General features: G+C 36.4%; 22 protein-coding genes. 17 read left to right on the forward strand and 5 right to left on the reverse strand.

Going from position 1 to position 26067, the window contains the following annotated elements:
* Positions 1-118: 118 nt before the first annotated feature.
* Entirely contained in the window at positions 119-592 is a 474-nt protein-coding gene (locus OLM58_RS20635; RefSeq protein WP_264530443.1) for a hypothetical protein, read from the reverse strand.
* A gap of 150 nt (positions 593-742) precedes the next feature.
* Between OLM58_RS20635 and OLM58_RS20640 the strand changes: the two genes are divergently transcribed.
* Complete coding sequence (locus OLM58_RS20640) at positions 743-1462, forward strand: DUF4386 domain-containing protein (RefSeq protein ID WP_264530444.1); 720 nt, start codon at positions 743-745, stop codon at positions 1460-1462.
* 150 nt (positions 1463-1612) lie between these two features.
* On the opposite strand, the gene OLM58_RS20645 is transcribed toward OLM58_RS20640, so the two are convergent.
* Both OLM58_RS20645 and OLM58_RS20650 read right to left on the reverse strand, forming a co-directional pair.
* Positions 1613-2311, reverse strand: a complete 699-nt coding sequence (locus tag OLM58_RS20645) for a LytR/AlgR family response regulator transcription factor (RefSeq protein WP_264530445.1) — start codon at positions 2309-2311, stop codon at positions 1613-1615.
* A complete protein-coding gene (locus OLM58_RS20650) occupies positions 2308-3348 on the reverse strand; it encodes a sensor histidine kinase (RefSeq protein WP_017495598.1) in 1041 nt (346 codons plus the stop codon). Before OLM58_RS20650 ends, OLM58_RS20645 begins: the two co-directional genes overlap by 4 nt.
* Positions 3349-3514: 166 nt before the next feature.
* Between OLM58_RS20650 and OLM58_RS20655 the strand changes: the two genes are divergently transcribed.
* The 5 genes from OLM58_RS20655 (at position 3515) to OLM58_RS20675 (ending at position 11810) form a co-directional block, all read left to right on the forward strand.
* Positions 3515-4900, forward strand: a complete 1386-nt coding sequence (locus OLM58_RS20655) for a TolC family protein (RefSeq protein ID WP_264530446.1) — start codon at positions 3515-3517, stop codon at positions 4898-4900.
* Positions 4901-4912: 12 nt separating this feature from the next.
* Positions 4913-8203, forward strand: a complete 3291-nt coding sequence (locus tag OLM58_RS20660; RefSeq protein WP_264530447.1) for an efflux RND transporter permease subunit — start codon at positions 4913-4915, stop codon at positions 8201-8203.
* A 94-nt stretch (positions 8204-8297) separates the two neighbouring features.
* Positions 8298-9383 carry an efflux RND transporter periplasmic adaptor subunit gene (locus tag OLM58_RS20665; RefSeq protein ID WP_202704009.1) on the forward strand — a complete coding sequence of 362 codons (1086 nt, stop codon included), beginning with the start codon at positions 8298-8300 and terminating at the stop codon, positions 9381-9383.
* A gap of 322 nt (positions 9384-9705) precedes the next feature.
* Positions 9706-10620 (forward strand): DUF6731 family protein, encoded by a 915-nt coding sequence (locus OLM58_RS20670; RefSeq protein WP_264530448.1) that lies wholly within the window; start codon positions 9706-9708, stop codon positions 10618-10620.
* A 503-nt stretch (positions 10621-11123) separates the two neighbouring features.
* A complete protein-coding gene (locus OLM58_RS20675; RefSeq protein WP_264530449.1) occupies positions 11124-11810 on the forward strand; it encodes a hypothetical protein in 687 nt (228 codons plus the stop codon).
* Between the two features lie 77 nt (positions 11811-11887).
* Here the strand turns inward: OLM58_RS20675 and OLM58_RS20680 are convergent, their stop codons facing one another.
* Together OLM58_RS20680 and OLM58_RS20685 are read right to left on the reverse strand one after the other, a co-directional pair.
* Positions 11888-12043, reverse strand: a complete 156-nt coding sequence (locus OLM58_RS20680) for a hypothetical protein (RefSeq protein WP_264530450.1) — start codon at positions 12041-12043, stop codon at positions 11888-11890.
* A 462-nt stretch (positions 12044-12505) separates the two neighbouring features.
* Positions 12506-12739 (reverse strand): hypothetical protein, encoded by a 234-nt coding sequence (locus OLM58_RS20685; protein WP_264530451.1) that lies wholly within the window; start codon positions 12737-12739, stop codon positions 12506-12508.
* Between the two features lie 666 nt (positions 12740-13405).
* On the opposite strand from OLM58_RS20685, the gene OLM58_RS20690 reads away from it, so the two are divergent.
* From OLM58_RS20690 to OLM58_RS20740, 11 genes are all read left to right on the forward strand, one after another.
* The gene (locus OLM58_RS20690; protein WP_070908246.1) at positions 13406-13726 is read left to right on the forward strand and encodes an ArsR/SmtB family transcription factor; all 321 of its coding nucleotides are present in this window, start codon (positions 13406-13408) and stop codon (positions 13724-13726) included.
* Entirely contained in the window at positions 13723-14220 is a 498-nt protein-coding gene (locus tag OLM58_RS20695; RefSeq protein ID WP_249965587.1) for an SRPBCC family protein, read from the forward strand. Before OLM58_RS20690 ends, OLM58_RS20695 begins: the two co-directional genes overlap by 4 nt.
* A gap of 300 nt (positions 14221-14520) precedes the next feature.
* Positions 14521-15315, forward strand: a complete 795-nt coding sequence (locus OLM58_RS20700) for a helix-turn-helix domain-containing protein (protein ID WP_264530452.1) — start codon at positions 14521-14523, stop codon at positions 15313-15315.
* A gap of 127 nt (positions 15316-15442) precedes the next feature.
* Positions 15443-15874, forward strand: a complete 432-nt coding sequence (locus tag OLM58_RS20705; protein WP_264530453.1) for a MauE/DoxX family redox-associated membrane protein — start codon at positions 15443-15445, stop codon at positions 15872-15874.
* A gap of 12 nt (positions 15875-15886) precedes the next feature.
* Positions 15887-16231 (forward strand): cupin domain-containing protein, encoded by a 345-nt coding sequence (locus OLM58_RS20710; protein ID WP_264530454.1) that lies wholly within the window; start codon positions 15887-15889, stop codon positions 16229-16231.
* A 184-nt stretch (positions 16232-16415) separates the two neighbouring features.
* The gene (locus OLM58_RS20715) at positions 16416-17339 is read left to right on the forward strand and encodes a bifunctional helix-turn-helix transcriptional regulator/GNAT family N-acetyltransferase (RefSeq protein ID WP_230000667.1); all 924 of its coding nucleotides are present in this window, start codon (positions 16416-16418) and stop codon (positions 17337-17339) included.
* Positions 17340-18233: 894 nt separating this feature from the next.
* On the forward strand, positions 18234-18827 hold the full coding sequence (locus OLM58_RS20720) for a TetR/AcrR family transcriptional regulator (RefSeq protein ID WP_264530455.1): 594 nt from the start codon (positions 18234-18236) through the stop codon (positions 18825-18827).
* Between the two features lie 239 nt (positions 18828-19066).
* Positions 19067-20278 (forward strand): efflux RND transporter periplasmic adaptor subunit, encoded by a 1212-nt coding sequence (locus tag OLM58_RS20725; RefSeq protein ID WP_264530456.1) that lies wholly within the window; start codon positions 19067-19069, stop codon positions 20276-20278.
* A gap of 11 nt (positions 20279-20289) precedes the next feature.
* Positions 20290-23457, forward strand: coding sequence for an efflux RND transporter permease subunit (locus OLM58_RS20730; protein WP_264530457.1), 3168 nt, complete (start codon positions 20290-20292; stop codon positions 23455-23457).
* A 130-nt stretch (positions 23458-23587) separates the two neighbouring features.
* A complete protein-coding gene (locus tag OLM58_RS20735; RefSeq protein WP_026109892.1) occupies positions 23588-25006 on the forward strand; it encodes a TolC family protein in 1419 nt (472 codons plus the stop codon).
* A 470-nt stretch (positions 25007-25476) separates the two neighbouring features.
* Positions 25477-25926 (forward strand): hypothetical protein, encoded by a 450-nt coding sequence (locus OLM58_RS20740; protein WP_264530458.1) that lies wholly within the window; start codon positions 25477-25479, stop codon positions 25924-25926.
* Positions 25927-26067 lie beyond the last annotated feature (141 nt).

Here is a 26067-nt window from a genome sequence, read left to right on the forward strand (position 1 = left end):
GTTTTGCCGATAATTAAAAACAGCAACCAAAAAATAGCATAAAAAACGAAACCCGACAAGTTTCTAAAACCTGTCGGGTTTGTCATTCTGAGTATATTGAATTAGTAAGAATTCTTTTTTAATCTTTCTCGATAATTACATCAAAACCTCCGTTTTTATCAAAAACAACGTCATAGAATTTGGCGTTTTTTTGTATTCCGACCTCATAAGTAGTTTTGTTTTTATCGTCTACAACTACTGCAGATTCCCTAATGGCACTGGCAGGATAATTTTTTTTCAGATACGCCTGTGCTTTTTGTGGCAGCTTACTTAACGGAATTTGCAATTCAAAAGCCTTTAGAACTCCTAGATTATCATAAACCGCCAATGCATTGGTATTTTTATCATTTTTGAACTTGGCTTCATACCGAATTTCATCGTCGTCATCTCCAACATATTTTAATGTCCAAACCGGAACTTTACCGGGATATTCTTTCTGAAAAGTAAACACTACTTTTTCAGGAGGAGTGACAACTTTATCAGGAGAAATTCCATTCTGCCCTATTAAAAAGCTGCTGTACAAAAAGGTAATCATCAGAAATAGTTTTTTCATGTGGCCTAATTCTAAATTAACATTTCTTAAAACTAACGTATTAAAATTACTACTTTATTCTGAAGAAAAAATGATATTATAAAAAAATGTTAAAATAACCGGTAACAATGTTCTCTGTCTTTCGTCTTACGAAAAACCAAAACCTAAAAAATGAAATCTAACCTGAAAAATTTTGAAGCTTCACCGCAGCTTTATGCCCGCATAGCCGGGATATTATATTTGGTCATTATAGTCATGGGATTCTTCGCAGAAACATTTGTCAGAAACAAATTGTTTGTGTCAGGAGATGCCACTGCCACCGCTCAAAATATTATGCATTCGAAATTTCTGTGGAAAATTGGCATTACAGCAGATCTTATTATGCAAATTTGCGATCTCCCGGTCATGATTATTCTCTATTACCTTTTAAAACCGGTAAACCGAAAGCTTGCTCTTTTAAATTTATCGTTCAATTTAATCCAAACTGCCGTATTAGTAGCCAATAAGCTGAATCTTTTAGCAGCATTGTTCTTTCTGGGTGATGCCGAATATTTGAAATCTTTCAACCCCGATCAGTTGCACACTTTGTCTTATCTTTCGATCAAATTGCATGATTTTGGTTTCGGAATCGGATTGATCTTTTTTGGATTTGTTTGTTTACTGGAGGGCTATCTGATCTTTAAATCAGGCTATTTACCTAAAGTAATTGGAATTTTAATGAGCCTGGCGGGAGTTTGTTATCTTACCAATAGTTTCTTCTTAATTCTGATCCCAAAACTTTCAAGTATAGTTTTATTAATGCCTTGCTTGATTGCCGAATTATCTCTTAGTTTATGGCTTGTTTTTAAAGGCGTAAAACTGCCTGTCTGGAAAGAAAAAGTGCAATCATAAATTTACATAGTATCAACAAAATATCAAAAAAGCCTGCGGGAAATTACTCCTTAGCAGGCTTCTTCTTTGAAATAATTGAATTAGTAAGCTCCCTTCATTTCTGTTTTTATATCAATTTTACTTCTATTTCAGTCTAATATTACATCTGTATTATTTCTTCAGTCGATCTGATAATTCTCTTTTATAGGTAATACCAATTGGTAATTTTTCATTTTTAATGACCACAAAATCTTTATCGGTGGTTTCAATTTTATCAAGAGCCACGATGTAAGACTTGTGAATGCGCATAAAATTCTTCTCGGGCAGGCATTTCTCCAATTCACTAGTGGTGATAGAGGCCAGATAAGTTCTTTTTATGGTATGTAACTTCACATAATTACCAAAACTCTGTGCAAACAAAAGCTGATCCAATTCTATCTCAATAAAGTAACCGTCAACCTTTACTGTAACGGAATTGATTACTGCTTCTTCGGTTTTCGCTTTACCATTTTCCGTGGCAAAAAAACGATCGATGGCTTTGAGGAATCTTGGAAAATAAATAGGTTTGAGAAGATAATCTATAACACCGTAATCGTAACTTTCAAGCGCATACTCAGAATAAGCGGTGGTTAAGATTGTACTGGGATGCGTTGGGATAATCTTCAGTAATTCCATCCCTGAGATCTCCGGCATATTGATGTCCAGAAACATCAAATCAACAGGATGGTCTCTTAAATAATCCATTGCCTCAATACCGTTAAAGCCCTGAAAAACCAATTCTAATTGCGGATTTTGCTTGATGTAATTCGCCAGCACATAATGCGCTGCCGGTTCATCATCGACAATTATACATTTTTTAGGTTCTCTCATTCGACAAACTTTTTCAATTGCACTTTCAAATCTACAATGTAAGTATTCTTATCGTCCTGAATGTCTAATTTATAGGCTTTCCCATAAATCAGATTCAATCGTTCTATGGTATTTTTTAAACCAATCTTAGTCGAAATAACATCTGTTTTTTTCTTTGGAATGGAGTTTACTACATGCAAATGAAGCAACCCGTTCTCGACCGTAATAATGATTCTCACAAAACATTTTTCTATCGCACAGGTCCCGTGTTTGAATGCATTTTCGATAAACGCAATCAATAGCATTGGCGATACTTTATAGGCATTTTCATTGTCGATTTTACAGTCATAGGTAATCTCACAGCGATAGCCTACCCTTTCTTTTTCAAGCTGAACATAACTGTTTATAAACTCGAGTTCGTCTTCCAAAGACACACATTGTTTGTTATTGCTTTCAAGCTGATAACGCATCAACTGCGATACTTTCATGATTAAATCTGACGTCCGATCAGGAAACTCGAGACTAATTCCGTAAAGCGTATTAAAGGTATTAAATAAAAAGTGCGGATTCAATTGTCCTTTCAATGAATTCAATTGCATCTGATTGAACAAAAGAGTCTCATCGGTCTGTCTCTTGTGGATTCTGTAAAATTTAAAAACAATTATCGGGCTCAATATACAAACCAAAGTCCCTAAAACACTGGCCAACTGATACACATAACTGCGCTGATGTGAGTTTTGATACAGACGACAGTTACTAAACATTTCCAGACTGGTAACCTCATATAAAACAACCGAAAAGAGCAATACTCCCGCCAGTGTCAGAAAAATATAAGTTACAGGGCGTTGTTTTTTAAAAAGTATGGGAAGTAAAAAGAAACGGTTGAATTGGGCGTGCAAGTATAAAATTAAATAGAAAAAAATGCCCATCAATATGGATGTAAACGAACTAAACAACATCCAGTCGTTTTTTAAGGTATAAATAGTAAATGAAAAAGCAACAACGGCAATTTCCTGCCACCATTTGTGATCCAATATGTTTTCCAGTTCTTTATTCATTCTTAAAACTTAAATAGTTTACAAATTAACCACATTTTTTTAGTTTTTATTTCCAATAAATGACAAATTGAATTGGTCATTTATAATCGCATTACATCATTTTAGAAAGCTTTTATCCGACCAAGTGAAATAATTTTGAGAGATCAAATTCACACCACTAATTTATATGTACTTCAAAAAAATTACTTTATTAGTTTTCTTGATTTTTGCCTGTGGTAGTTCTGCTCAAACCCTGTCTTTAAAAGAAGCCATAAAAACAGGTTTGGAAAACTACGGTTCCATCAAGGCAAAAAACAATTACACCAACGCATCACGCGAAAGTCTTAAGCAGTCTAAACGTGATTACCTGCCCAACCTAAACTTATCGGCGCAACAGGATTACGGAACTGTAAACGGTCAGAATGGGCCTCTTTATGGCTTTGGGGGTCTTGGAGTAGCTTCGTCCGGACTTCCTTTACCGGAACAAAACTGGAATTCGGCATTTGGCGCACTTTATCTGGTCAACATGAACTGGGATTTTTTCACTTTCGGAAAAACACAGGAAAAAATCAATTTATCTAAAATTGATGTTCAGGCTAAAGAAAAGGATCTGAAACAGGAAAAATTCCAACAGGAAATCAAAATTTCTGCCGCTTATCTGAATTTACTCGCAAGTCAGAGACTGTTGATTTCACAGCAAAAAAATCTGGATCGCGCTCAGGTTTTCAAAAAAACAGCCGTAGCAAGAGTGAAGAACGGATTATTAGCCGGGGTCGATTCTACTTTAGCCACTGCCGAAGTATCAAAAGCTAAAATTGCGCTGAATCTGGCCAAAAACTTTGTCAAAGAACAAAACAACAAATTGGTCGATCTAATGGGCGTTGCTCCTCAGGATTTTGTAACCGATTCCCTTTTTGTAACTCAGATTCCAAAAGAACTGCTTAAGGAAAATACTGCCACAGACAGTCTTCATCCTTTATTGCAATTGTATAAAACAAAAATCGATTACAGCAATCAGCAGGTCAAATTGTACAAAAGATTCTATTATCCAACCATGACTGCTTTTGGTGTTTTGCAAACCAGAGCTTCAGGATTTGACAGTAGTTATGCCACAAATCAGCATGCCTTTACCCGAAATTACTGGGATGGTGTCAATCCGGATCGTACCAATTATTTAATTGGAATTGGAATTACATGGAATTTAACGACTCCTTTCCGTTCCAACAAGCAAGTCACTGCTCAGAAATTTGTTTCTCAGGGACTACAGGAAGAGTACAACCAAGCCGATCGTGAGCTGAAATCACAGTTGAATTTTGCTGAAGATAAAATCAAAATCACTTTAGAGAATTATGCCGAAGCACCCATTCAGGTAGATGCTGCCAAAAGAGCTTACCTTCAGAAATCGACTTTATACAAAAACGGCTTAACCGATCTGACTGATTTAACGCAGACCATGTACGTTTTAAATCGTGCCGAAATCGATCGTGATATTGTCAATAATAATGTGTGGCAGTCGTACTTGCTGAAAGTCGCTGCAACAGGAAATTTTGACCTATTTATAAATGAATTTTAATTATAAAGCCCAATGAATTTAATACGTTTTGCACTCCGCAAACCCATCTCCATTCTCGTATTGGTTGCGGGTCTCTTTTTCTTCGGAATTGGTGCCATCAGAGACATTAAGGTAGATATTTTACCAAAAATGAATTTGCCGGTTATCTATATTGCGCATCCGTTTGGAGGTTACACACCCGACCAGATGGAAGCTTATTTTGCCAAAAACTACGTAAACGTTTTACCTTTTTCGAATGGTATCAAATCGGTAGAAACCAAAAATATTCAGGGGTTAATGATTATGAAATTAACCTATTATGAAGGAACCAATATGGCGCAGGCCGCTGCCGAACTGAGCGCACTATCCAACAGAATCCAGGCGGTTTTTCCTCCGGGAACACAACCTCCTTTTATCATACGTTTTGATGCTTCATCATTGCCAATCGGACAATTGGTTTTGAGTTCAAAAATCAGATCGAACAACGAATTACAGGATTTAGCCAACGTTTATGTTCGTGCTTCTTTTACTTCGATTCCCGGTTTACTGTCTCCGGCTCCTTTTGGCGGAAGCCCAAGAACTATCGAGGTTAACGTAGATCCGGATTTATTGCGTTCGCACAATATGACACCCGATCAAATTGTTGAAGCGATTCGTTTAAACAATCAGACAGCTCCTTCCGGAAACGTGAGAATGGGCGACAAAAATTATATTACGCCTACCAATAATACCATTAAAGAAGTTAAAGATTTTGAGCAGATTCCGTTATTCAAAGGCGGTGTTCAAAACTTAAAATTAGGTGATGTGGCAAGCGTAAAAGACGGTGCTGATATTACAGCGGGTTATGCTTTGGTAAACGGAAAACGTTCAGTTTATATCAGTATTGCAAAAGCGGGAGATGCTTCGACCTGGGATGTGGTTCAGAAATTAAAAAAAGAGCTTCCTAAAATTCAAAGTACACTTCCCGAAGATGTTAATTTATCTTACGAATTTGACCAGTCGGTTTATGTGATCAACTCTGTTAAAAGTTTGATTACCGAAGGAATTATCGGTGCGGTTTTAACCGGATTAATGGTAATGCTTTTCCTGGGCGATCGTCGTGCTGCTTTAATCGTTATTATGACCATTCCAATTTCGATTATTTCCGGAGTTTTATTCCTGAAATTATTCGGACAAACGATCAACTTAATGTCTTTGAGCGGACTAGCGCTTGCCATTGGAATTCTGGTAGACGAAAGTACGGTAACCATTGAAAACATTCACCAGCATCTCGACATGGGAAAACCCAAGGCACTCGCTATTTGGGATGCCTGTCAGGAAATTGCTTTGCCTAAATTATTAATCTTACTGTGTATACTAGCCGTATTTGCACCGGCATTTACCATGGTGGGAATTCCCGGAGCCTTGTTTCTTCCTTTAGCTTTAGCGATTGGTTTCTCTATGGTTATTTCGTTTTTATTGTCTCAAACCTTTGTGCCAGTAATGGCGAACTGGATGATGAAAGGACACGAAAAACATCCACATGGCCCTGAAATTACCGACGACGAAGCCGAATTTAATGACTGCGGTTTAACTCCCGAATCAGAACAAAATCTGATCACTCAGAAAAAAAGCTATGTAGAAAGAGAAGACACCAATAATAACGGAAAAATAAGCCCTTTTGAGCGTTTCAGAATTCGTTTCATGCGAACTTTAGACCGATTGTTTGTTCACAAAAAAATAACGACCGTTGTTTATTTAGTTTCAGCTACTGTTTTGGCCATTGTTTTAATTGGCTTTATCGGAAAAGATGTTTTTCCAAAAACAAATTCAAGTCAGTTTCAGTTAAGAATGCGTGCTGTTGACGGAACGCGATTGGAAAGAACCGAAGAACAGGCCCGAATTGTGCTGAAAGAATTGGAAAAAATGGTGGGTAAAGAGCATATCGGAATTTCTTCTGTTTATGTGGGGCAACACCCTTCCCTGTTCTCGATCAACCCCATTTATCTCTTTATGGCGGGTTCTCATGAAGCTGTCTTTCAGGTAAGTTTAAAAGAGTATCATGTGGATATGGATGAGTTTAAAGATGAGTTAAGAGCAAGACTGAAAAAAGTTTTACCGGACACCAAACTTTCTTTTGAACCTATCGAATTGACCGATAAAGTATTGAGTCAGGGGTCTCCTACTCCAATTGAAATTCGAATTGCCGGAAAAGACAAAAAACGAAATGAATTATATGCCACTCAGATTGTAAACAAACTTAACGCGATATCCTATTTCAGAGACGTACAAATTGGTCAGCCGATACACTATCCGGCCATGAACATAAATATTGACAGAACACGTGCAGCCGAATTGGGCGTTGATATGAATGATATTTCACGTTCTCTTATCGCATCGACTTCATCGTCACGTTATACCGAAAAAAATAACTGGGTCGATGAGAAAGCAGGATTGTCCTATTCTGTACAAGTTCAGGTTCCGTTGAATAAAATGAAAAGCAAAACCGATATCGGAGAAATTCCGGTATTGAAAAACTCGCTTCGTCCGGTTTTAAGTGACGTAGCCAAAATTACACCCGGCTTTGTAAGTGGTGAAAATGACAATTTAGGGGCCATGCCATACATTACCGTTACGGCCAACATCAACCAGACCGATTTGGGGACGGCCACAAAAGATGTTGCATCGACCATTAGTTCATTAGGCGAATTGCCTCGTGGTTTATTTATTACTCCAATTGGACTAAGCACGGTATTGAGCGAGACATTAAGCAGTTTACAGACCGGATTATTGGTTGCCGTTTTTGTAATCTTCTTAATGTTGGCCGCTAATTTTCAGTCGTTCAAAGTTTCGCTGGTGATCTTAACCACAGTTCCGGCGGTTGTTTTAGGCGCTTTATTAATGCTGACCTTTACAGGTTCAACACTTAATTTACAATCTTATATGGGAATCATCATGTCTGTCGGAGTTTCTATTGCCAATGCCGTTTTATTGGTGACCAATGCCGAACAGCTTCGAAAAATAAACGGGAATGCCTTAGAATCTGCGAGGGAAGCCGCTGCATTACGTCTTCGTCCGATTATCATGACTTCTGTTGCGATGATTGCGGGAATGTTACCCATGGCGATTGGTCATGGCGAAGGAGGCGATCAGGTTTCTCCGTTGGGAAGAGCGGTTATCGGCGGATTGTTATTTTCTACTTTTGCCGTATTGTTGATCCTTCCGCAGATATTTGCATGGGCACAGGAAAAAACATCGACACAATCAGTTTCCCTAGATCCTGAAGACGAAGAAAGTATCCATTATATCTCATCCTTAAGTAAGTCAAAAGTCATAAAGTCATAAAGTCATAAAGTCGAAAGTTACGATCGTCGCGAAAACACATCGATAAACTTTTATACTTTCTGAATACTTATAAAAACATATATAAAACCAAAAAATGAAAAATAACATTATAAAATCTACAGCGATACTATTTACAGCTTTAGTTGTACTAAGCTGTGAAAAGAAAAAAGAAGAAGCGCCTAAAGCGGAAATCGAACCTAAAGTCGAAACTTTCCTTTTGGCCAAAGAAAAACTGACTACAGAGTTGCGCTTACCGGCAGAATTAACCGGTTTTCAACAAGTCGATTTGTATGCCAAAGTAAGCAGTTTTGTAAAATTGCTGAAAGTAGATATTGGTTCGAAAGTAAAAAAAGGACAGCTTTTAATTGTTCTTGAAGCACCAGAGATCAGTTCGCAATTGGCTGCTGCCGAATCGAGATTAAAATCGATGGAAGCCATATACGCCACCAGCAAAAGTACCTACAACCGTTTGTACGAAACGAGCAAAGTTGAAGGAACCATTTCTAAAAACGACTTAGAAATGGCCAGCGGAAAGAAAAACTCCGACTACGCACAATACCAGGCAGCCATCGCGGCACACAAAGAAATCTCAATTATGAGAGGTTACTTAGAAATCCGCGCCCCTTTTGACGGAGTGGTAGCCGCCAGAAATGTCAATTTAGGAACCTTTGTTGGTCCTGCCGGAAAAGGTTCCGACTTACCTTTATTGACCATTCAGCAACAGGATAAATTGCGTTTGGCCGTTTCGGTACCGGAATTGTATACCGGATATTTACACAATGGTGACGAAATGAGTTTCAATGTAAAATCGCTTCCGGATACTTTTACCGCTAAAATTACCAGAATGTCCGGCGCTTTAGACTTAAAACTGCGTTCCGAAAGAGTCGAAATGGACGTTCACAACACCCAAACCAATTTATTACCCGGAATGGTAGCCGAAGTTTTATTACCGCTTAACGCCAAAGACAGCACGTTTGTCATTCCGAAATCGGCATTGGTAAATTCAGCCGAAGGTTTGTTTGTCATCAAAGTTCTGAACCACAAAGCCACCCGAGTTGACGTTAAAAAAGGAAGAGAAATCGACGACAAAGTGGAAGTTTTCGGAGATTTAAACCTTAAAGATAAACTGGTAAAAATCGCCAGCGAAGAAACTAAAGATGGGGATGTTATTAATGAATAGACTGGGTTTAGTTTTCTTTTTAGTTAGATTATCAATTACTGTACGCATACTGTAGGAATGTAAATTTAAAATTTGTCTAAAAGGGCAGTTCTTCTTTAATTGGAGGGGCTGTCCTTTTTTGTTGTTAGTCCAAATTAAGTATAAATACTTGCTAGAACTTCTTTATTTATTCATAAACTTGTCTTTCTAAATTTGGTAGATTACGGATTTCCATAATCAAACTTCATTGTTTGTATTTAATTTTATCTAGCTTGTTACCAACTAAATATTAAAACGTTTTAATTTTTAAAAGAAAAAAAAGTAATTTTAAAAACCAAAAATAATGGCAAAAAAATACAAAAAAACAAAAATAAACTACTATCAGATAAAAGTAAATTTAAAAAACGCTCCAACTCAAAAAATTAAAGATGTAAAATCAAAGTTTAAAAAAGCAATTGGCTTTAAAAATTTAAAAGTCCAATTTATTGACCAGGGAGATGGGACTGTTTCTGCTATAGAATCAAGAGAAATAAATGTTAGATATTTAGGCGGTGCTTTAGTATACACCCAAGAGAAAAACATTCCTCCAAAATGGAATCAAGAAAATAAAAAGCTAGAAGCAATAAATATTAATGGCTTTAATGGATTAGGTTATGATGCTGCTTTTTTTTATGATTCTGAGAATATGATTATTGCTATTGAAAGTAAAGTACCTGGTCCAACACTAGAATCATTTTGTAATTTATTAAGACAAAATTTTACACTACCAAATTTTGAAATAATTGTAGTAACTTCAACAAATGACTATGAAAAATTCTTGAATTCTAAGGGTGTTAGAAATTTAGAAATAAAAATGCTCAGTTTAGATAATGTTCCTGAAAAAAAATCCAAAATTAGAGGAGTAATGGAAACAAAAGATCTAGTTGATACTATCGAGGGATCATATATAGACGTAAAAATTGCAGCTGGAAGCGACCGAAATAAGCTTTTAAATTTTAATGCTATAAAACAATTAGCAAATTTTGCAGTTACATCAGCCGGTTTCAAACATGAAGTTACAAAGTTTAAAGTTGATATTGTAGATTTAGATTCTGGCAAAGTAGAACCGATAGATTTAATCACCAATCGAATTTTTGATTATATACAAGTCGAACAAGTTACTACTATAAATAAATTTTCTATTACTGAAAAAATCACTCAAATTGAAGGCTTTTATCTAAAAAGAAGACCCAAGCTAGATAAAGCATATAGAATTTAATCAAATATGGAATGTAAAAAAAAATATACATTTATTGCCAAATGGGAAATGAATTACCCAATCATTATTTCTATCATATTACTATTCTTTTTTCTTTTATTCGGAAGCAATATAAAATTTAACTTTATTGATTTAGTAGAAGTAAATATGTCACTTTTTGGAATACTAATTGGTTTTTTAATTACCGTTTTAACAATAATCAATTCACTAGACAATCAATACATTAGAGCAATTAAAGAAGATTCCGAAACATTTAATCTTTTCAAATCTTATTTAACAAATTCTATCTGGCTTTCATTTTTCACCCTGATAGTTGGAGTTTTATATATATTTATGTTTTCATCATGTAACTTTCCTATCAAAGATTTTTCTGAAATCGTTATTTTCTTTATCACAACATGGTCACTCATAAGCTGTTATCGTTTCATTAGTGCATTTGTAAAAATTGCAATATAATTTCAAAACGTTATTATATAATTTAAATAAAAAACAATTTAAACAAAATGGAAATATATTTAGTTGGATTTATAATTGCTTTATCAGTGTTATTCTTAAAAACTTATATTCAAGAAAAGGCAAAAATCACTGCTTTAAAATCTGAAAATAAAACATTAATAGAACAAGCTGAAAAAATAAAATCAAAATACAGCAAAGAATTAGAAGAACTTAAAAAAGAACATCAATTAGATATCGCGAAAAGAAAATATAAATATGAGAGCAAGAGAGATCAATATGTCTCATTTTTTCAACTTTTAGATCAATTTACTAAAGATAATTCCATTAAAGTGAACGAAAGATTAACGCCTTTAATAGGAGAGTTTTCGACAAATTATTTAAATGCGCCAGATCAAGAAGCTCAGACAAAAGCAATTACAACATTTAGCACAGAAATTCAAAAATTTACTTTTGAAGGCAGTCAAGACCTAATGAAAATTAAACAACAAACTAATACAATTAGGATGACTGCAAGTGATAAAGTTATTAAGAAATTAGACATGTTAAATCTTGCTTTTGAGAAGACAATAGAACAAAGTAATAAGACTATGAATGATTTACCAACACTTATGCTTCATAATGATCAACAAAAAATGCAAGAAAATCAGATTAAGCTAGAAGAATCTGGGAAGCTTGTTAAAAAATATAACGATGAGCTAATTGCTTTGATGAGGCAGGAATTGGATGAAATATAATTACTATTTTTAACTAATTCATAAAAATAATTACAAAAAACCTCGACCAAAATCGAGGTTTTTCCATTTTATAAACTCTACTCCTCACATAAATAAGGATTCAAAATCTCCGCCAATTCATTGAGCCAATAAAAGCTGTTTTCCAGACTGGTTCTTTCTTTTTCAAGAATTTCATGTTCTCTGATGACTCCTAAAGCAAGTATGTGATTGGCTTGTCTTATGGCCTTTGCCATTTCGGTAAGGTCAATTATGTGATATTACATTTTTGTCATTTCGACTGGAAGGAGAAATCACACTCGTTGATCGACAAAGATTGGCGACATTCTTTGCGGAGTTTCTTATGTGATTTCTCCCTTCGGTCGAAATGACAAAGACACCGCTAGCTCGAGTGCGTAACTCTTTAATTCGATTTTTTTTAATATAAGTCCGTTATGGATTTCCGTAAGATAGTAAAATTTTGCTGTCTTAACTTTCTCCATATTAATCATAAAATAATTTATTATGGCAAAAACAGATGCATTTCACAGTGTAAAACAAACTGTGTATCACAACAACACAAGTTGTACAGAAGGAAACAACATTGAAAAAGTTAATCTTCGACCAGGAACTGGCGGAAAACCACTTTGTAGTCATTGTAGTAGACTTTAACTTTTAAAGCCGCTTTAATTAAAGCGGCTTTTTATATTTTTTTTACTTTACTCCTCACACAAATAAGGATTCAAAATCTCCGCCAGTTCATTGAGCCAATAAAAGCTGTTTTCTAAACTGGTTCTTTCTTTTTCAAGAATTTCGTGTTCTCTGATGACTCCTAAAGCCAATATGTGATTGGCATGTCTTATAGCCTTTGCCATTTCGACAGGATCGATGGTGTGATTAAAAAAATCAATAAGCCTTGTTTCGGCTTCTGGGGAAAGGGTGTTTTTGTTCATGTCTTCCATTTAGTGAATTAAAGCCTTTTTTGGTAAGACATTATAAGTTACATGTCAAACAATAAGGACAAATTTTACTTTATTTTAAATGTGAAGATTTAAGAACTTCAAAGATAGAGAAAATCATCTTAAAAGAAAGATTTTTCTTTCAATAAATTACACTCATTTATCAAATATAAGAAATCTATATTTCAGCGAGCATTTATCGCATTTTTGTCATTTCGACTGGAAGGAGAAATCTTCGTGAGAAACTCCGTAAACTAAATCGACAATCTTTGTCGAGCTACTTACGAAGATTTCTCATTCTTCGAAATGACAAACTAGGCGGATAATACGGGAAAGAGCGATAGCGAATAGAAAAAGTAAATCTTCACAACGATTGTCGGTAACGTTAGTCAATCTTTGTAGAGTTACTAACGAAGATTTGCTTCGCCTATTCGCTATCGCTCGAGTCTCCCTCCGGTCGAAATGACAAGATTGCGCAAACCTGAAACCTGAAACTTGAAACCTAAAACATTAAAACAACCACCTAAAACACTATGATTCTGCTACTTAAAAAACCATTTCTTTAAAATTTATCAAAAATAATTCAACTAAATATTGCGAAACTGAATAGTTGCGCGTATATTTGCAACCAATTGGTTTCTTAATTAAAACCGGAATATTATGAGACGTGACATTTTTCAGGCCATAGCCGACCCGACAAGAAGGTCAATTCTAACTCTTATCGCTGTACAGGCAATGACACCAAATGCCATCGCAGAGAACTTCAATGCCTCCCGACAATCAGTTTCGAAACACCTTCGCATACTGGTAGAATGCGATTTACTTAAACAGGAACAGCAAGGCCGGGAAATTTATTATTCGCTTGAAATTGAAAAAATGAAAGAGATTGATCAATGGTTAGTCCAATTCAGGGAAATCTGGGAAACCAAGTTCAATCAGCTTGACGAACTATTAGTAACGCTTAAAAAACAGAACAAATGAAAAACGATTTGCAATTTGATTTTACCGTAGACAAAGCCACCAAAACGGTAATCATAAACCGAGAATTTAATGCAGAACTTCCGCTGGTTTGGGATGCTTTTACAAAACCGGAACTTCTGGATCAATGGGTAGCTCCAAAGCCCTGGTCGTCTAAAACCAAACACATGACTTTTGAAGTTGGCGGGCGCAGATTCTACGCCATGGTAAGCCCCGAAGGATTCGAACGCTGGGCGGTTCAGGAATACACTTCGATTACGCCAAAGACGAATTTTAAGATGTTCAATACTTTTGCAGACCAAAATGAAAACCGCGAACTGCCGGGCTCCAACTGGGATCATAGCTTTAGCGAACAAAACGGCATTACCAAGGTGAGCATCACCATTGTAAATGAATCTTTGGAACGTCTGGAAAAAATGATTGAAATGGGCTTCGAACAAGGTTTCAAAATGAGCATCGACAACCTGGAACAATTACTAAAAACTTTATCAGAATAATAATAAAGAAACGCTGATTGCGCGGATTCGTTTCACGAAAACGCGGATCTACGCGGATTTTTATGGTAGTAATATTTTGAAGACATCAATTAACTTCTACCTAATAATATAAAAAAATCTGTGTTGATCCGCGTTTTCGCAGAGCGAATCAGTATCATCTGTGTGCTTTGTGCGTTCCAACTACACAGAACAAAAATTCACACACAGTACCCCAAAATGCAATAACAGAACAAATCTGTATACCCTCTTTGATCAACTTCATGAAATAAATCTTACTTTTGATCCAACACTATCCTCAATATGGTTTCGATAAAAACATTTGATCAGGCGACAGATTTAGAACAGCCCAGACGCGTTTTAAAATATGTACTTGTGTATTGCACTTCGGGTTCGACTATTATTTCTATAGATGAAAATGAATTTACCTTAACCGAAAATGCTGTAATCACCATTACTTCCGGTCAGATTCATTATTTTAAAAACATCGGGAATGCAACGGGATTTATTTTAGAATTTACCTATAATTTTTTCTGCAAAGACGATACGGATATGGAATTGATTTTCCATAACGGACTGTTTTGTCACTTTGCCATGAATGAAATGATTGTGGTGGACAATAGCTCGTTTGTTATTCAGGAATTAGAAACGATAGGCAAAGAATTACTACAAATGCCTTATCAATACCTCACCTCTATTCACAGCCGTATTGAATTGATATTGATTGAAATCAACCGAACCAAAATTAATCGAGGGGATGAAATCTACAAACCCGATGCACTGTTTCTTCACTTTCTGGAAACGATTTTACAAAACTTCGACAAAAACCTTTCTGTAAACGAAATCGCTGTTCTGATCGGTACAACAGAATCAAAACTAAACGAACTTTCAAAACTGCATACCAATAAAACGGCTCAAAATGTAATTTTTGGTTTAATCATTTCCGAAGCCAAACGTCTTTTTACCTACGAGAAACTATCGGTAAAAGAAGTCGCTTATGCTTTAGGGTTTAATGATCCTTTTTACTTTTCTAATTTCTTCAAAAAACACACCAACACTTCCCCAAAAGCCTATAAAGAAAATACTGCACATTCGTAATTTCACCCAATTCATCGTTTTTAACGTTTGCTTTTTCAATTGATTACATGCTTTTTCAAGGATTCTCTATTCTTTAGCAACACTGCCTTCCGCATCTTTGTATTGTAATAATCAAGCAATCAAAAAGATGAAAAAAAATCAGAAATATGCCGTTTTGCTTTTGCGGGTTGCCTTAGCAGCAGGTTTTTTATCCGCCGTTTCAAGTCGGTTAGGATTGTGGGGCACACAATCTTCGGGTTGGGAAAACTTTCTAGCCTATACCGAACAAGTCAATTCTTTTGTTCCTAAAAACTGGATTCCAACTATTGCTATTGCATCGACAATTTTGGAAACACTATTGGCTTTACTCCTGCTCATTGGCTATCACACTAAATTTTCGGCTGTTGGCGGTGCCCTATTAACTTTTGGCTTTGCACTTGCCATGACTTATTCTTTTGGAGTAAAAGAGCCTTTAGATTATTCTGTATTTACCTTTTCTATGGCCGCTTTTCTTTTGTCAACTGTAGAAAAATACCACTGGAGTTTAGATGAAATCCTTTCGAAAAATAAACCAAACTAAAAAATTACTATAATGGAAAAACAAATCACAAGAAGCAACGAAAAAGACTGGAAACTTCTAATTGAAGAAGGCGTAAAAACGGATGGTATCTTTGCCAAATCCTTATACTTTGACCCCACTACAAACAGACCCACTGTTTTTTTACTAAAATTTGAAGCGGGTGCTTCGTATCCTAATCACGTTCATCCTGCGGGAGAAGAAATTTATGTACTTGAAGGCGAAGTCCGCTCCGGAAAAGACGAATTGAAAACGGGCGATTATATGTACATGCCACCGGGAAGCAGTCACTCTGTATTTTCTAAAACCGGCTGTGTGTTACTGTTTAAGGTGCCTGAGGAAGTTGTAATACTTAAATAAACACATTCCACATTTTCACATCTTACCTAAAAAAACTACTTGCAGGATCAGATTTTTAATTCGGTCCTGCAAATTTCTTTTAGCCAATAACAAAAGTCAAAAAAGATAAATAAATCTTAAAATTTACTTTAGCCTATTGAATATACGTAGCTAACTACGTAAATTTGAACTAAAATTATTTTTTATGGTATTAGAGCAATCAAAATCATTGGTATTGGGAAATCTTTTGCAGCGTTTGAATGAGAACCTGAGGAAAGAAGCGCAGTTATTCTACAAAAGTCAGAACATCGATTTTGAACCTAAATGGTTTCCGGTGGTGTATGTGCTTTCGCAGAAAAAGGCTATTAGTGTTGTCGAACTCTCACAGGAAATTGGCTACTCTCACCCCACTACTATTTCGTTATTGAAAGAACTGGAAAAAAAAGAACTGATTGGTTCAGCGAAAGACGCCAAAGATGAAAGGAAACGCCTGATTACCCTTACGGACAAAGCCAACGAGATGATCGATCAATTACAGCCTTTATGGCAAATCATGACCGAAGCGCTGATTGAACTCACTGATACCGAAAATAATTTGTTTAAAGCCATACACGAAGTAACCCAGAATTTAAAAACTAAAAATCTTTTTGACCGAATGACCACTATTAAAGAAATGAAGAGCGAATCTGCTCAAAAATCAACAGGAAATACTGTAAAAGTTGAGAAGATTGAGGACGATAAATTAATAGAAATTGCTTTTGCCATTCGTCGTCAAGTATTTGTTGAAGAACAAAATGTATCGCAGGAACGCGAATCTATGGACGACGAAGAAGCTGTTCACTATCTCGCAACTGTTAATGGCTTACCGGCCGGAGCAGCACGCTACCGCCAAATGGAAAAGGGTTTTAAAATTGAACGCATTGCCGTTTTGAATACTTATCGCGGGAAACGAATTGGAGAGGCAATTTTGCAAAAAATCTTAGCGGATTTAAAAGATGAGGAAAAGATCTATTTGTACGCACAAGTCAATGCAAGTCGTTTTTACATCAAAAACGGATTTAAACAAACCGATAATTTTTTCCTGGATGCAGGAATCGAGCATGTCGAAATGGATTATGTAAAAAAGTGAAATGACAACGAGTCCTTGTCAATATTTTTACAACTCCGTTTTTCTATTCTAAAAAATCTCTACAGCTGCCGCGCTCGTGAATTAAAAAATGACAAATTTTAAATCATACTCACGAGCGAAATGCAGGTGCAAAAAGCAATCTTTCTTTTTCTTTTCCACAAACGAAATAATATAGAGCTTACCCATAAGAGACAAGTATTTGAATCTGTTGCTCTGAAAGAGCTTTAGCAGTAACATGGTACAAAGTGCCATGAATAAGGTGGGCACCTCTTTAAGCCCTGTAAGGGCGAAAGCATAACCCAAAAGCACCTATCTTATTTTATGACATTTCCGAAAATTAGCAACTTTTAATCAGCATCTTATGCTTTATTTATAACTGCTTATGCCCCTTCAGGGCAATATGATTCATTATCTTAATTTATAGTGCGTTGCACTATTTTTATGCTTTTGGACTTTCAGCCCTTTTTAAACATTTCAAATATTTATACCGAAAGAGAACACTAATTCTAAAATCAGCTGTAATAAAAAAATCTCTTTAATGAAGAGCTGAAATCGTTAATAAAAGGAATAACTTCTATCAACCCCACAACATTTTACGTTGATCCGTCCCTCGTTTAGCCCTGATTGCAGCGATATCCTTTTTCTGGTCTCGTTTCTTTAACGAGAACAGAAAAAGATTTAGCGAAAAGCAGGACAAATGGTTTTAAAAGTGCCAAAATGTTCTGCTTCTAAAAAAAACTACACTTCAAAAAATCCAATAAAATAAAGGCTTCACGAAGTTTTTATTGATTGCCTATGACACGATAAGAAAATATTATGATAAAATTATTTCATAATCAGAAAAACCGTCCTACATTTGCCTAACGGTGTTAAACAATTTAATACTCAACTAAAATGGCAAGTAAAGATCGTATTTTAAGACAAAAAGAAGAGACAAGAAGTAACATTCTTGATGCTGCTTACACTATCGTTAAAGACGAAGGGTGGCAAGGTCTGAGTATGAGAAAAATTGCTGATAAAATTGAATACACCGCTCCTATTATTTATGAATACTTTTCAAACAAAGATGCCATTTTAAGGGAACTAACCGGGAAAGGCTTTACTAAATTAGCAAAGGAACTTGAAGAGGCTAAAGCTAAATTTAATAAACCGGAAGATCAGTTGGAAGCCATGTGGATGGCATATTGGGATTTTGCTTTTACAGATACCGAAATGTATCAGGTAATGTTTGGTGTACAGATGAATTGCTGTTCTCAACAATGCGACGCTGCCAAAATGCCTTATAAACTGTTTACAACGGTTATTGCCGAAGTAATGAAAAACAGCAATCCAAGTGAAGAAGTAGTCAAACAAAAATATTTTACTTTCTTTTCTGTCATTCACGGTTTGATCGCTATCAATATCATCAACAAAAGTGACGTAATGGAAACAATCAACAATCAAATTCTGAAAGATGCGATTGGTGGTATCATAAAATCAATACAATAAAAAAAATTTAATTTTCACTTAACAGTGGTAAATGATTTAATAGAGTAATTTTGAATCTCTTTTACCCATTACTTAACAGTGATAAATAATTTAACCAAGTAATAAACAGCTTTTTTTGCTATTTTACTTAACACTGATAAATAATTTAATACCCATTATGAAATAGAATTGGAAGCGGAATTCTATGACCTTTTTGGTTTTACAACTTAACGATGTTAGATAATTTAATATAATTAAACATGAATGCCAGAATACCACATCAATTAATCCAAAAGAATGTTCAACAATTTAAAACCAATAATAAAATGAAAAATGTTATCATAACCAGTTTTATTCTGGCACTCGTACTAAGCAGTTGTGCAGATAAATCGCAAGCCCCGGCAGCTCCTGCTGCACCATTATTACCTGTCGCTGCTATTACAAGCGAAAACACTACTACTGATGCCGAATATCCTGCTTCTATACAAGGAACTGTTGATGTTGAAATTCGTCCTCAGGTAAGCGGAAATCTGGAAAGAGTTTTTGTAGACGAAGGTGCTTATGTCTATAAAGGTCAGACTTTATTCAAAATAAACGAACGTCCATTCCGTGAACAATTAAACAATGCGCTGGCTAATTTGCACGCTGCTGAAGCGGCTTTAATCAACGCGCAATTGGAAGTAGATAAATTAACTCCATTAGTTCAAAATAAAGTAGTTTCGGATTATCAGTTAAAAACGGCCAAGGCTTCTCAAAAAATTGCTGCTGCCAATATCGAACAGGCCAAAGCAATGGTAGGATCGGCCAGAATCAATCTTGGATATACTAATGTTACAGCTCCTGTAAGCGGCTACATTGGAAGATTACCTAAAAAACAAGGAAGTTTAGTTTCGGCAACGGATGTTGAACCGTTAACCAACTTATCTGATGTACATGAAGTTTTTGCTTATTTCTCTTTGGGAGAAACCGATTTCATCAACTTTAAAGCGCAATATGCAGGCAGCAGCCTAGGCGATAAAATCAAAAAGTTGCCTCCTGTAACTTTAATCTTAGCCGATAATAATGCGTATCCTCAAACCGGAAAAATCGATATGGTAGACGGTCAGTTTGATAAAACCACCGGAGCTATTACGTTAAGAGCTACTTTTCCTAATGCTGGCGGGACTTTACGTTCAGGAAACACCGGGAAAATTCGTTTAGGACTTCACCATGACGACGCTCTTTTGGTACCACAAGCGGCTACCGTTGAAATGCAGGACAAAGTTTTTGTCTTCACAGTCAACAAAGAAAATAAGGTTAACAAAATGCCGATCACGGTTATTGGTAAAAGCGGTACAAACTATTTGATTAAGGATGGTATCAAATCTGGTGATCAGATTGTACTAAGCGGTATTGATAAACTTCAGGAAGGTCAGGTCATTCAGCCTGAAAAACCGGCTACAAAAGTTGCCCAAGTAATCACTAAAAAATAATTTACACGCAAATGTTCAAAATATTTATACAAAGACCTGTACTGGCAACCGTAATCTCCATTTTATTGGTGATTCTGGGGGTACTTGGACTTACGAAATTGCCTTTACAACAGTTTCCTGATATTGCACCGCCATCGGTTTTGGTAACGGCGGTTTATCCGGGAGCTAATGCCGAAACGGTTTTACGTTCGGTAGCGCCCTCTTTAGAAGAGTCTATCAATGGGGTGGAAAATATGACTTACATGAGCTCTACGGCCAGTAACGACGGATCGTTAGCCATTACTGTTTTCTTTAAATTAGGTACCGATGCCGATCAGGCAGCCGTAAACGTACAAAACAGGGTGGCTCAGGCAACCAGTCAATTGCCTGCCGAAGTGGTACAACAAGGGGTGATCACTGCGAAACAACAAAACAGTTTCATTATGGCCATCGGTATGTACACCGAGGATGAATCGAAATACGATCAGACGTTTGTGGCCAATTATGCCCAAATCAATATTATCCCTGAAATTAAACGTATTCCGGGAGTAGGATCGGCCAGTATTTTTGGAGGTGTAAAAGATTACTCGATGCGTGTTTGGCTGAATCCGACACAAATGTCAACTTACAAAGTGACACCAAACGAAATCATGAGTGCCATTCAGGACAAAAGTTTGGAAGCTGCTCCGGGTAAATTTGGAGAAAGAAGTACAGAAGTTTTCGAATACGTAATCAAATACAAAGGAAAACTAACCAAACCGGAAGAATATGAAAATATTGCTATTCGCTCTAATGCAGATGGTTCGGTACTTCGCTTAAAAGACGTTGCCCGAGTTGAACTTGGTGCTTATTCGTACAACAGTTTAACGCGTTTAAATGGTAAAAAAGGAGTTGTAATCGGTATTATTCAATTGGCAGGTTCAAACTCCAATGACATTCAGATCGCGATTAACAAACTGATGGAAAAAGCATCGAAAGATTTTCCAAAAGGGATCAAGCAAAATATTTTCTATAGTACCAAAGTATCGCTGGACCAATCGATAGAACAGGTAGAACATACTTTAATCGAAGCATTTATATTAGTATTCATTGTAGTATTTATATTCCTGCAAGATTTTAGATCAACATTAATCCCGGCTATTGCTGTACCTGTAGCAATTTTAGGAACGTTCTTCTTCATGCAGTTATTCGGATTTTCGATCAATCTTCTAACACTTTTCGCTTTAATTCTGGCGATTGGTATTGTGGTAGATGACGCGATTGTAGTCGTCGAAGCCGTGCATGCCAAAATGGAGCACAAACATTTGTCTCCAAAAGTAGCCACACATGAAGCAATGCACGAAATAACGGGTGCTATTATCTCGATTACGCTGGTAATGGCTGCTGTATTCCTGCCGGTTGGTTTTATGGAAGGCTCTACGGGAGTTTTCTATCGTCAGTTTGCTTTTACGATGGCGATTGCAATTGTAATTTCGGCTGTGAATGCTTTGACTTTAAGCCCGGCGCTTGCTGCATTGTTCCTGAAGGACAATCACGGTACACAAGCAAACGAAAATGAAGTTTATGTTAAAAAAGGATTTAAAGAAAAATTCTTTACGGCATTCAACAGCAGCTTCGAATCTTTGACGAATCGTTATGTGGGTGGTATTAAATTTTTAATTCGCCGCAAATGGTTAAGCTTAGGTGGTCTGGCCTTAATTACAGCAGCAACCATTCTGTTAGTAAAAACGACTCCAACAGGATTTATTCCAACAGAAGATCAGGGATTTATTGCGATTGCGGTAAATACTCCTTCAGGAACTTCTCTTGACGGAACACAAAAAGTAATGACTCAGGCAGAGAATTTACTAAGAAACGACGAATCATCACGATTTGTAACAGCGATTTCAGGATTCAATTTATTAACGAATTCTACAAGCCCATCGTCAGCAGTTATTTTTGTCTTGCTTAAACCGGATGAAGAGCGTGGAAAAATCAAAGGAATCGACGAAATAATGGCGGATGTGCAAGGAAAATTAGGGACTATTACAGGCGGAAGTTTCTTCGTTTTTAGTTTCCCAACTGTTCCCGGATTTAGTAATGTTGAAGCTTTAGATTTGGTGCTACAGGATAAAACCGGAGGCAAACTGGATAAGTTTAGCGGTGTCTCTCAAAGCTTTATCGGAGAATTAATGAAACGTCCGGAGATTGCTATGGCATTTACGAGTTTCAAAGCCGATTATCCACAGTTGCAACTGGATATTAATGACGAAAAAGCCAATCAGCTGGGGGTAAATGTAAAAGACATTTTACAAACGATGCAGACTTATTTTGGTAGTGCACAGGCTTCTGACTTTAACCGATTTGGTAAATATTACAGAGTTGTTGTTCAGGCAGATATTGCCGACAGAGCTGATCCATCTTCAATTGACAGGGTTTTTGTAAAAAACAAAACCGGAGAAATGGTTCCAATAAATACTTTGGTGAAACTAAGCCGTATTTATGGTTCTGAAACGGCCTCGAGATATAATTTGTTTAATTCGATTTCGATAAATGCCATTCCGAAACCTGGATTTAGTTCGGGAGATGCCATTAAAGCCATAGAAGAAGTTGCTGCACAACATTTACCTGCAGGTTATAGTTTTGAATTTTCGGGACAAACCCGTGAAGAGATTTCTTCGGGAGGACAATCCGCAACGATATTCTTACTGTGTTTGATATTCATCTATTTCTTACTTGCTGCACAGTATGAAAGTTACATTTTGCCTTTGGCGGTAATCTTTTCTATCCCTGCAGGTATTTTTGGAGTATTTGTGGCTATTGGTTTCACCGGAATTCAAAACAACATTTATGTACAGGTTGCTCTGGTAATGTTAATCGGACTGCTCGCTAAAAATGCCATTCTGATTGTGGAGTTTGCGGTTCAGAAAAGAAAATCCGGTCAGGCATTGGTGATGGCCTCAATCGATGCGGCAAAACTGCGTTTACGACCAATTATCATGACATCGCTTGCTTTTGTTGTGGGATTAATTCCAATGATGAGTGCCAAAGGACCATCAGCACAAGGTAACCATTCGATTAGTATTGGTGCCGCAGGAGGTATGATTTCAGGGGTAATTCTAGGATTGTTTATCATCCCGGTTTTATTCGTCATCTTCCAATATTTACAAGAAAAGGTTTCCGGAAAACCGGTAGCCGTAATTCATAACGAAGAAAAATAAAAATGGAAAACTATATCACAACCGTACTCGTAGCCATTATCATTGGCATCGGATACATCTCTTATAAAATTTCAAGGGATCTTGAAAGCAGAAAAGATACTTGTACAGAAATTTAATGACAGCACCTAAAATGAAAAATCATATAACCAAAATTGTGATGATCGCTATTTTGATCACCACAGTAATATCCTGTAAGGTTTCGAAGGATATTGAAACTCCAAAAGATGCATTTCCTGAAAATTTCAGGAGTGCATCGGTTTCAAAAGATACGACCAGTATTGGTGATACGGAGTGGAAAAATTTCTTTACCGAAAAAGATGTTATTCAGTTAATAGACAGCGCGGTTGCCCGAAACAACGACCTGCAAATTGCTACTAAAAACATCGAGATTGCGCATTACAGATTCACACAGTCCAAATGGGGAAATGTCCCTGAAGTCAATTTATCGGTAGCGGCAAGCACCAGCAATCCGTCAGACAATAGTTTTACAGGAAAGAACTTAGGTCAGGCATTGGGTCAGAATCATATTAATGACTTCACAGCCGGAGCAACACTTTCATGGGAAGCCGATATTTGGGGGAAAATAAAGAACCAGAAAAAAGAAGCTTTTGCGGGTTATCTGCAGTCAGAAGAAGTTAAAAAAGCTTTGCAGACTACCATCGTTGCCAATGTTTCCAAAGGCTACTACAATCTTTTAATGCTGGACGCACAGTTGGATATTGCCCGACAAAATCTAAAATTAAATGATAGTACCACTACTATTATCAAATTAAAATACGATGCCGGTCAGGTAACCTCATTGGCGATTCAACAATCGGAAGCACAAAAATTAAACGCCGCGCAATTGATTCCGTTATTGGAACAAAATATTGCGATTCAGGAAAATGCGTTGAGTGTTTTAACAGGATCTTTTCCGGATTCCAAACAAAGAAGTATTCGTTTGAGTGCTTTAGAAGTTAAAAACAATACCGCCATCGGGATTCCGTCTTCGTTAGTAAGCCGCAGACCGGATGTAAAAAGCGCCGAACTTGCTCTTAAAGCTGCAAATGCCAGCGTAGGAATCACAAAAGCCAATTTGTATCCGGCACTCAGAATTACAGCTCAGGGTGGTGTAAACTCTTTCGAAGCCAGCAATTGGTTCAACATTCCGGCCTCTTTGTTCGGAACTCTTGCAGGAGGATTGACACAGCCTTTGCTGAACAATAAAAAAGTAAAAACACAATACCATATCGCCGTTGCCGAAAGGGAAAAAGCGGTTCTGAATTTCAGACAATCGGTTTTAGTAGCGGTTAGTGAAGTGTCAGATGCTTTGGTAAAAGTTGAGAAATTACAGCAACAGGAATCTTTTTTGCAACAACGTGTAAAAACGCTGCAACAAGCCATAAAAAATGCCAATTTGTTATTCAAAAATGGTATGGCGGAATATCTTGAAGTGCTTACTGCGCAATCTAATTTATTACAAAGTGAGCTAGAACTGGCTAACATAAAAAGAGAACAGTTATCTGCCAATACCGAGTTGTATCGTGCTTTAGGTGGTGGCTGGAAATAATACCCGTTAATTATTTATTTTTTTGAGAGGAGAACGCTGTGAGACTTATAGTTTCATGGCGTTTTTTTTATGGCACACGGAGAAGACAGATCCGCTTTGTGGAAGCGCGGATTGTCACGGATTTTTTTATTCTCATTTTTGTCATTTCGACCGAAGGGAGACTCGAGCGATAACGAATAGACGAAGCAAATCACATTTGGGATTCGACAAAGATTGACGAAATTCTGTACGGAGTTACTTGTGTGATCCTTCCTTCGTCAGGATGACAAGATTGCGCATAAAAAATGGCGAGAATAAAAAAATCCGCGTCAATCCATGTCTTCGCGAAGCGAATCCGTGTCATCCGCGTATCCTATAATCACAATTTTTCTTACTTTTGATATTGTCAAGCCTTCGAAAAATGGCTCCAAAGAATGAATATCGTATCGAATATTAACAAAACAATCCTCTTAATCAATACATTAAAACTCATGAAAAGAATCGCATGCCTTGCAATTTTAGCATTACTATTTACAAGCTGTAAAGAAAACAATTCAGAAAAAGAAGTAAAAGCAATAAAAGAACCAGTAAAAACAAGCCCTGCTGTAAAAAAAGAAGCAAAGAAAAAAGAAGATTGTAAGGATGTTGAAGTAGAAATGGGTTCAGGAAGAGAATGTATCCTAAAAGATACTGATCTTGCCCAGGTCTATCAAAATATTATCAAAAATAAAGAGGTTGAGGAATCTGCTTATTTTTTAAGTTCCATCCCGAACGAAAGTAAATCTGTACCCGTAAATAAAAACGGATTGATCTCAATTGATTACGAAATCATCAAAGATAAAGTCCTTATTAGTATGAATTATGAAGGCGGTGTGACTGAAGTAACACTTGAAAAAATAAAAGATACCATTAAAAAAAGTATTTATCATTATGCCGATTAAATTCTAAAATAAAGGGATTTACATCAAACCAGTAAAAAACTTTCCCTAATAAACCGCTAAATAACTTTTACGTTTTTAGCGGTTTTTTTTCTCGTTCTCCAAAATGACAAAATGAGAGAGAAAAATCAGCGTCAATCCGTG

The organism is Flavobacterium sp. N502540 (assembly GCF_025947365.1).
Lineage (GTDB): Bacteria > Bacteroidota > Bacteroidia > Flavobacteriales > Flavobacteriaceae > Flavobacterium.

Coding starts and splice junctions, on each gene's coding strand:
- OLM58_RS20735 (WP_026109892.1), top strand. CDS start 23,588: ATGAAAAATCATATAACCAAAATTGTGATGATCGCTATTTTGATCACC.
- OLM58_RS20640 (WP_264530444.1), top strand. CDS start 743: ATGAAATCTAACCTGAAAAATTTTGAAGCTTCACCGCAGCTTTATGCC.
- OLM58_RS20715 (WP_230000667.1), top strand. CDS start 16,416: ATGGTATTAGAGCAATCAAAATCATTGGTATTGGGAAATCTTTTGCAG.
- OLM58_RS20635 (WP_264530443.1), bottom strand. CDS start 592: ATGAAAAAACTATTTCTGATGATTACCTTTTTGTACAGCAGCTTTTTA.
- OLM58_RS20730 (WP_264530457.1), top strand. CDS start 20,290: ATGTTCAAAATATTTATACAAAGACCTGTACTGGCAACCGTAATCTCC.
- OLM58_RS20665 (WP_202704009.1), top strand. CDS start 8,298: ATGAAAAATAACATTATAAAATCTACAGCGATACTATTTACAGCTTTA.
- OLM58_RS20695 (WP_249965587.1), top strand. CDS start 13,723: ATGAAAAACGATTTGCAATTTGATTTTACCGTAGACAAAGCCACCAAA.
- OLM58_RS20675 (WP_264530449.1), top strand. CDS start 11,124: ATGGAAATATATTTAGTTGGATTTATAATTGCTTTATCAGTGTTATTC.
- OLM58_RS20705 (WP_264530453.1), top strand. CDS start 15,443: ATGAAAAAAAATCAGAAATATGCCGTTTTGCTTTTGCGGGTTGCCTTA.
- OLM58_RS20690 (WP_070908246.1), top strand. CDS start 13,406: ATGAGACGTGACATTTTTCAGGCCATAGCCGACCCGACAAGAAGGTCA.
- OLM58_RS20680 (WP_264530450.1), bottom strand. CDS start 12,043: ATGGCAAAGGCCATAAGACAAGCCAATCACATACTTGCTTTAGGAGTC.
- OLM58_RS20720 (WP_264530455.1), top strand. CDS start 18,234: ATGGCAAGTAAAGATCGTATTTTAAGACAAAAAGAAGAGACAAGAAGT.
- OLM58_RS20685 (WP_264530451.1), bottom strand. CDS start 12,739: ATGAACAAAAACACCCTTTCCCCAGAAGCCGAAACAAGGCTTATTGAT.
- OLM58_RS20645 (WP_264530445.1), bottom strand. CDS start 2,311: ATGAGAGAACCTAAAAAATGTATAATTGTCGATGATGAACCGGCAGCG.
- OLM58_RS20655 (WP_264530446.1), top strand. CDS start 3,515: ATGTACTTCAAAAAAATTACTTTATTAGTTTTCTTGATTTTTGCCTGT.
- OLM58_RS20740 (WP_264530458.1), top strand. CDS start 25,477: ATGAAAAGAATCGCATGCCTTGCAATTTTAGCATTACTATTTACAAGC.
- OLM58_RS20725 (WP_264530456.1), top strand. CDS start 19,067: ATGAATGCCAGAATACCACATCAATTAATCCAAAAGAATGTTCAACAA.
- OLM58_RS20650 (WP_017495598.1), bottom strand. CDS start 3,348: ATGAATAAAGAACTGGAAAACATATTGGATCACAAATGGTGGCAGGAA.
- OLM58_RS20700 (WP_264530452.1), top strand. CDS start 14,521: ATGGTTTCGATAAAAACATTTGATCAGGCGACAGATTTAGAACAGCCC.
- OLM58_RS20670 (WP_264530448.1), top strand. CDS start 9,706: ATGGCAAAAAAATACAAAAAAACAAAAATAAACTACTATCAGATAAAA.
- OLM58_RS20660 (WP_264530447.1), top strand. CDS start 4,913: ATGAATTTAATACGTTTTGCACTCCGCAAACCCATCTCCATTCTCGTA.
- OLM58_RS20710 (WP_264530454.1), top strand. CDS start 15,887: ATGGAAAAACAAATCACAAGAAGCAACGAAAAAGACTGGAAACTTCTA.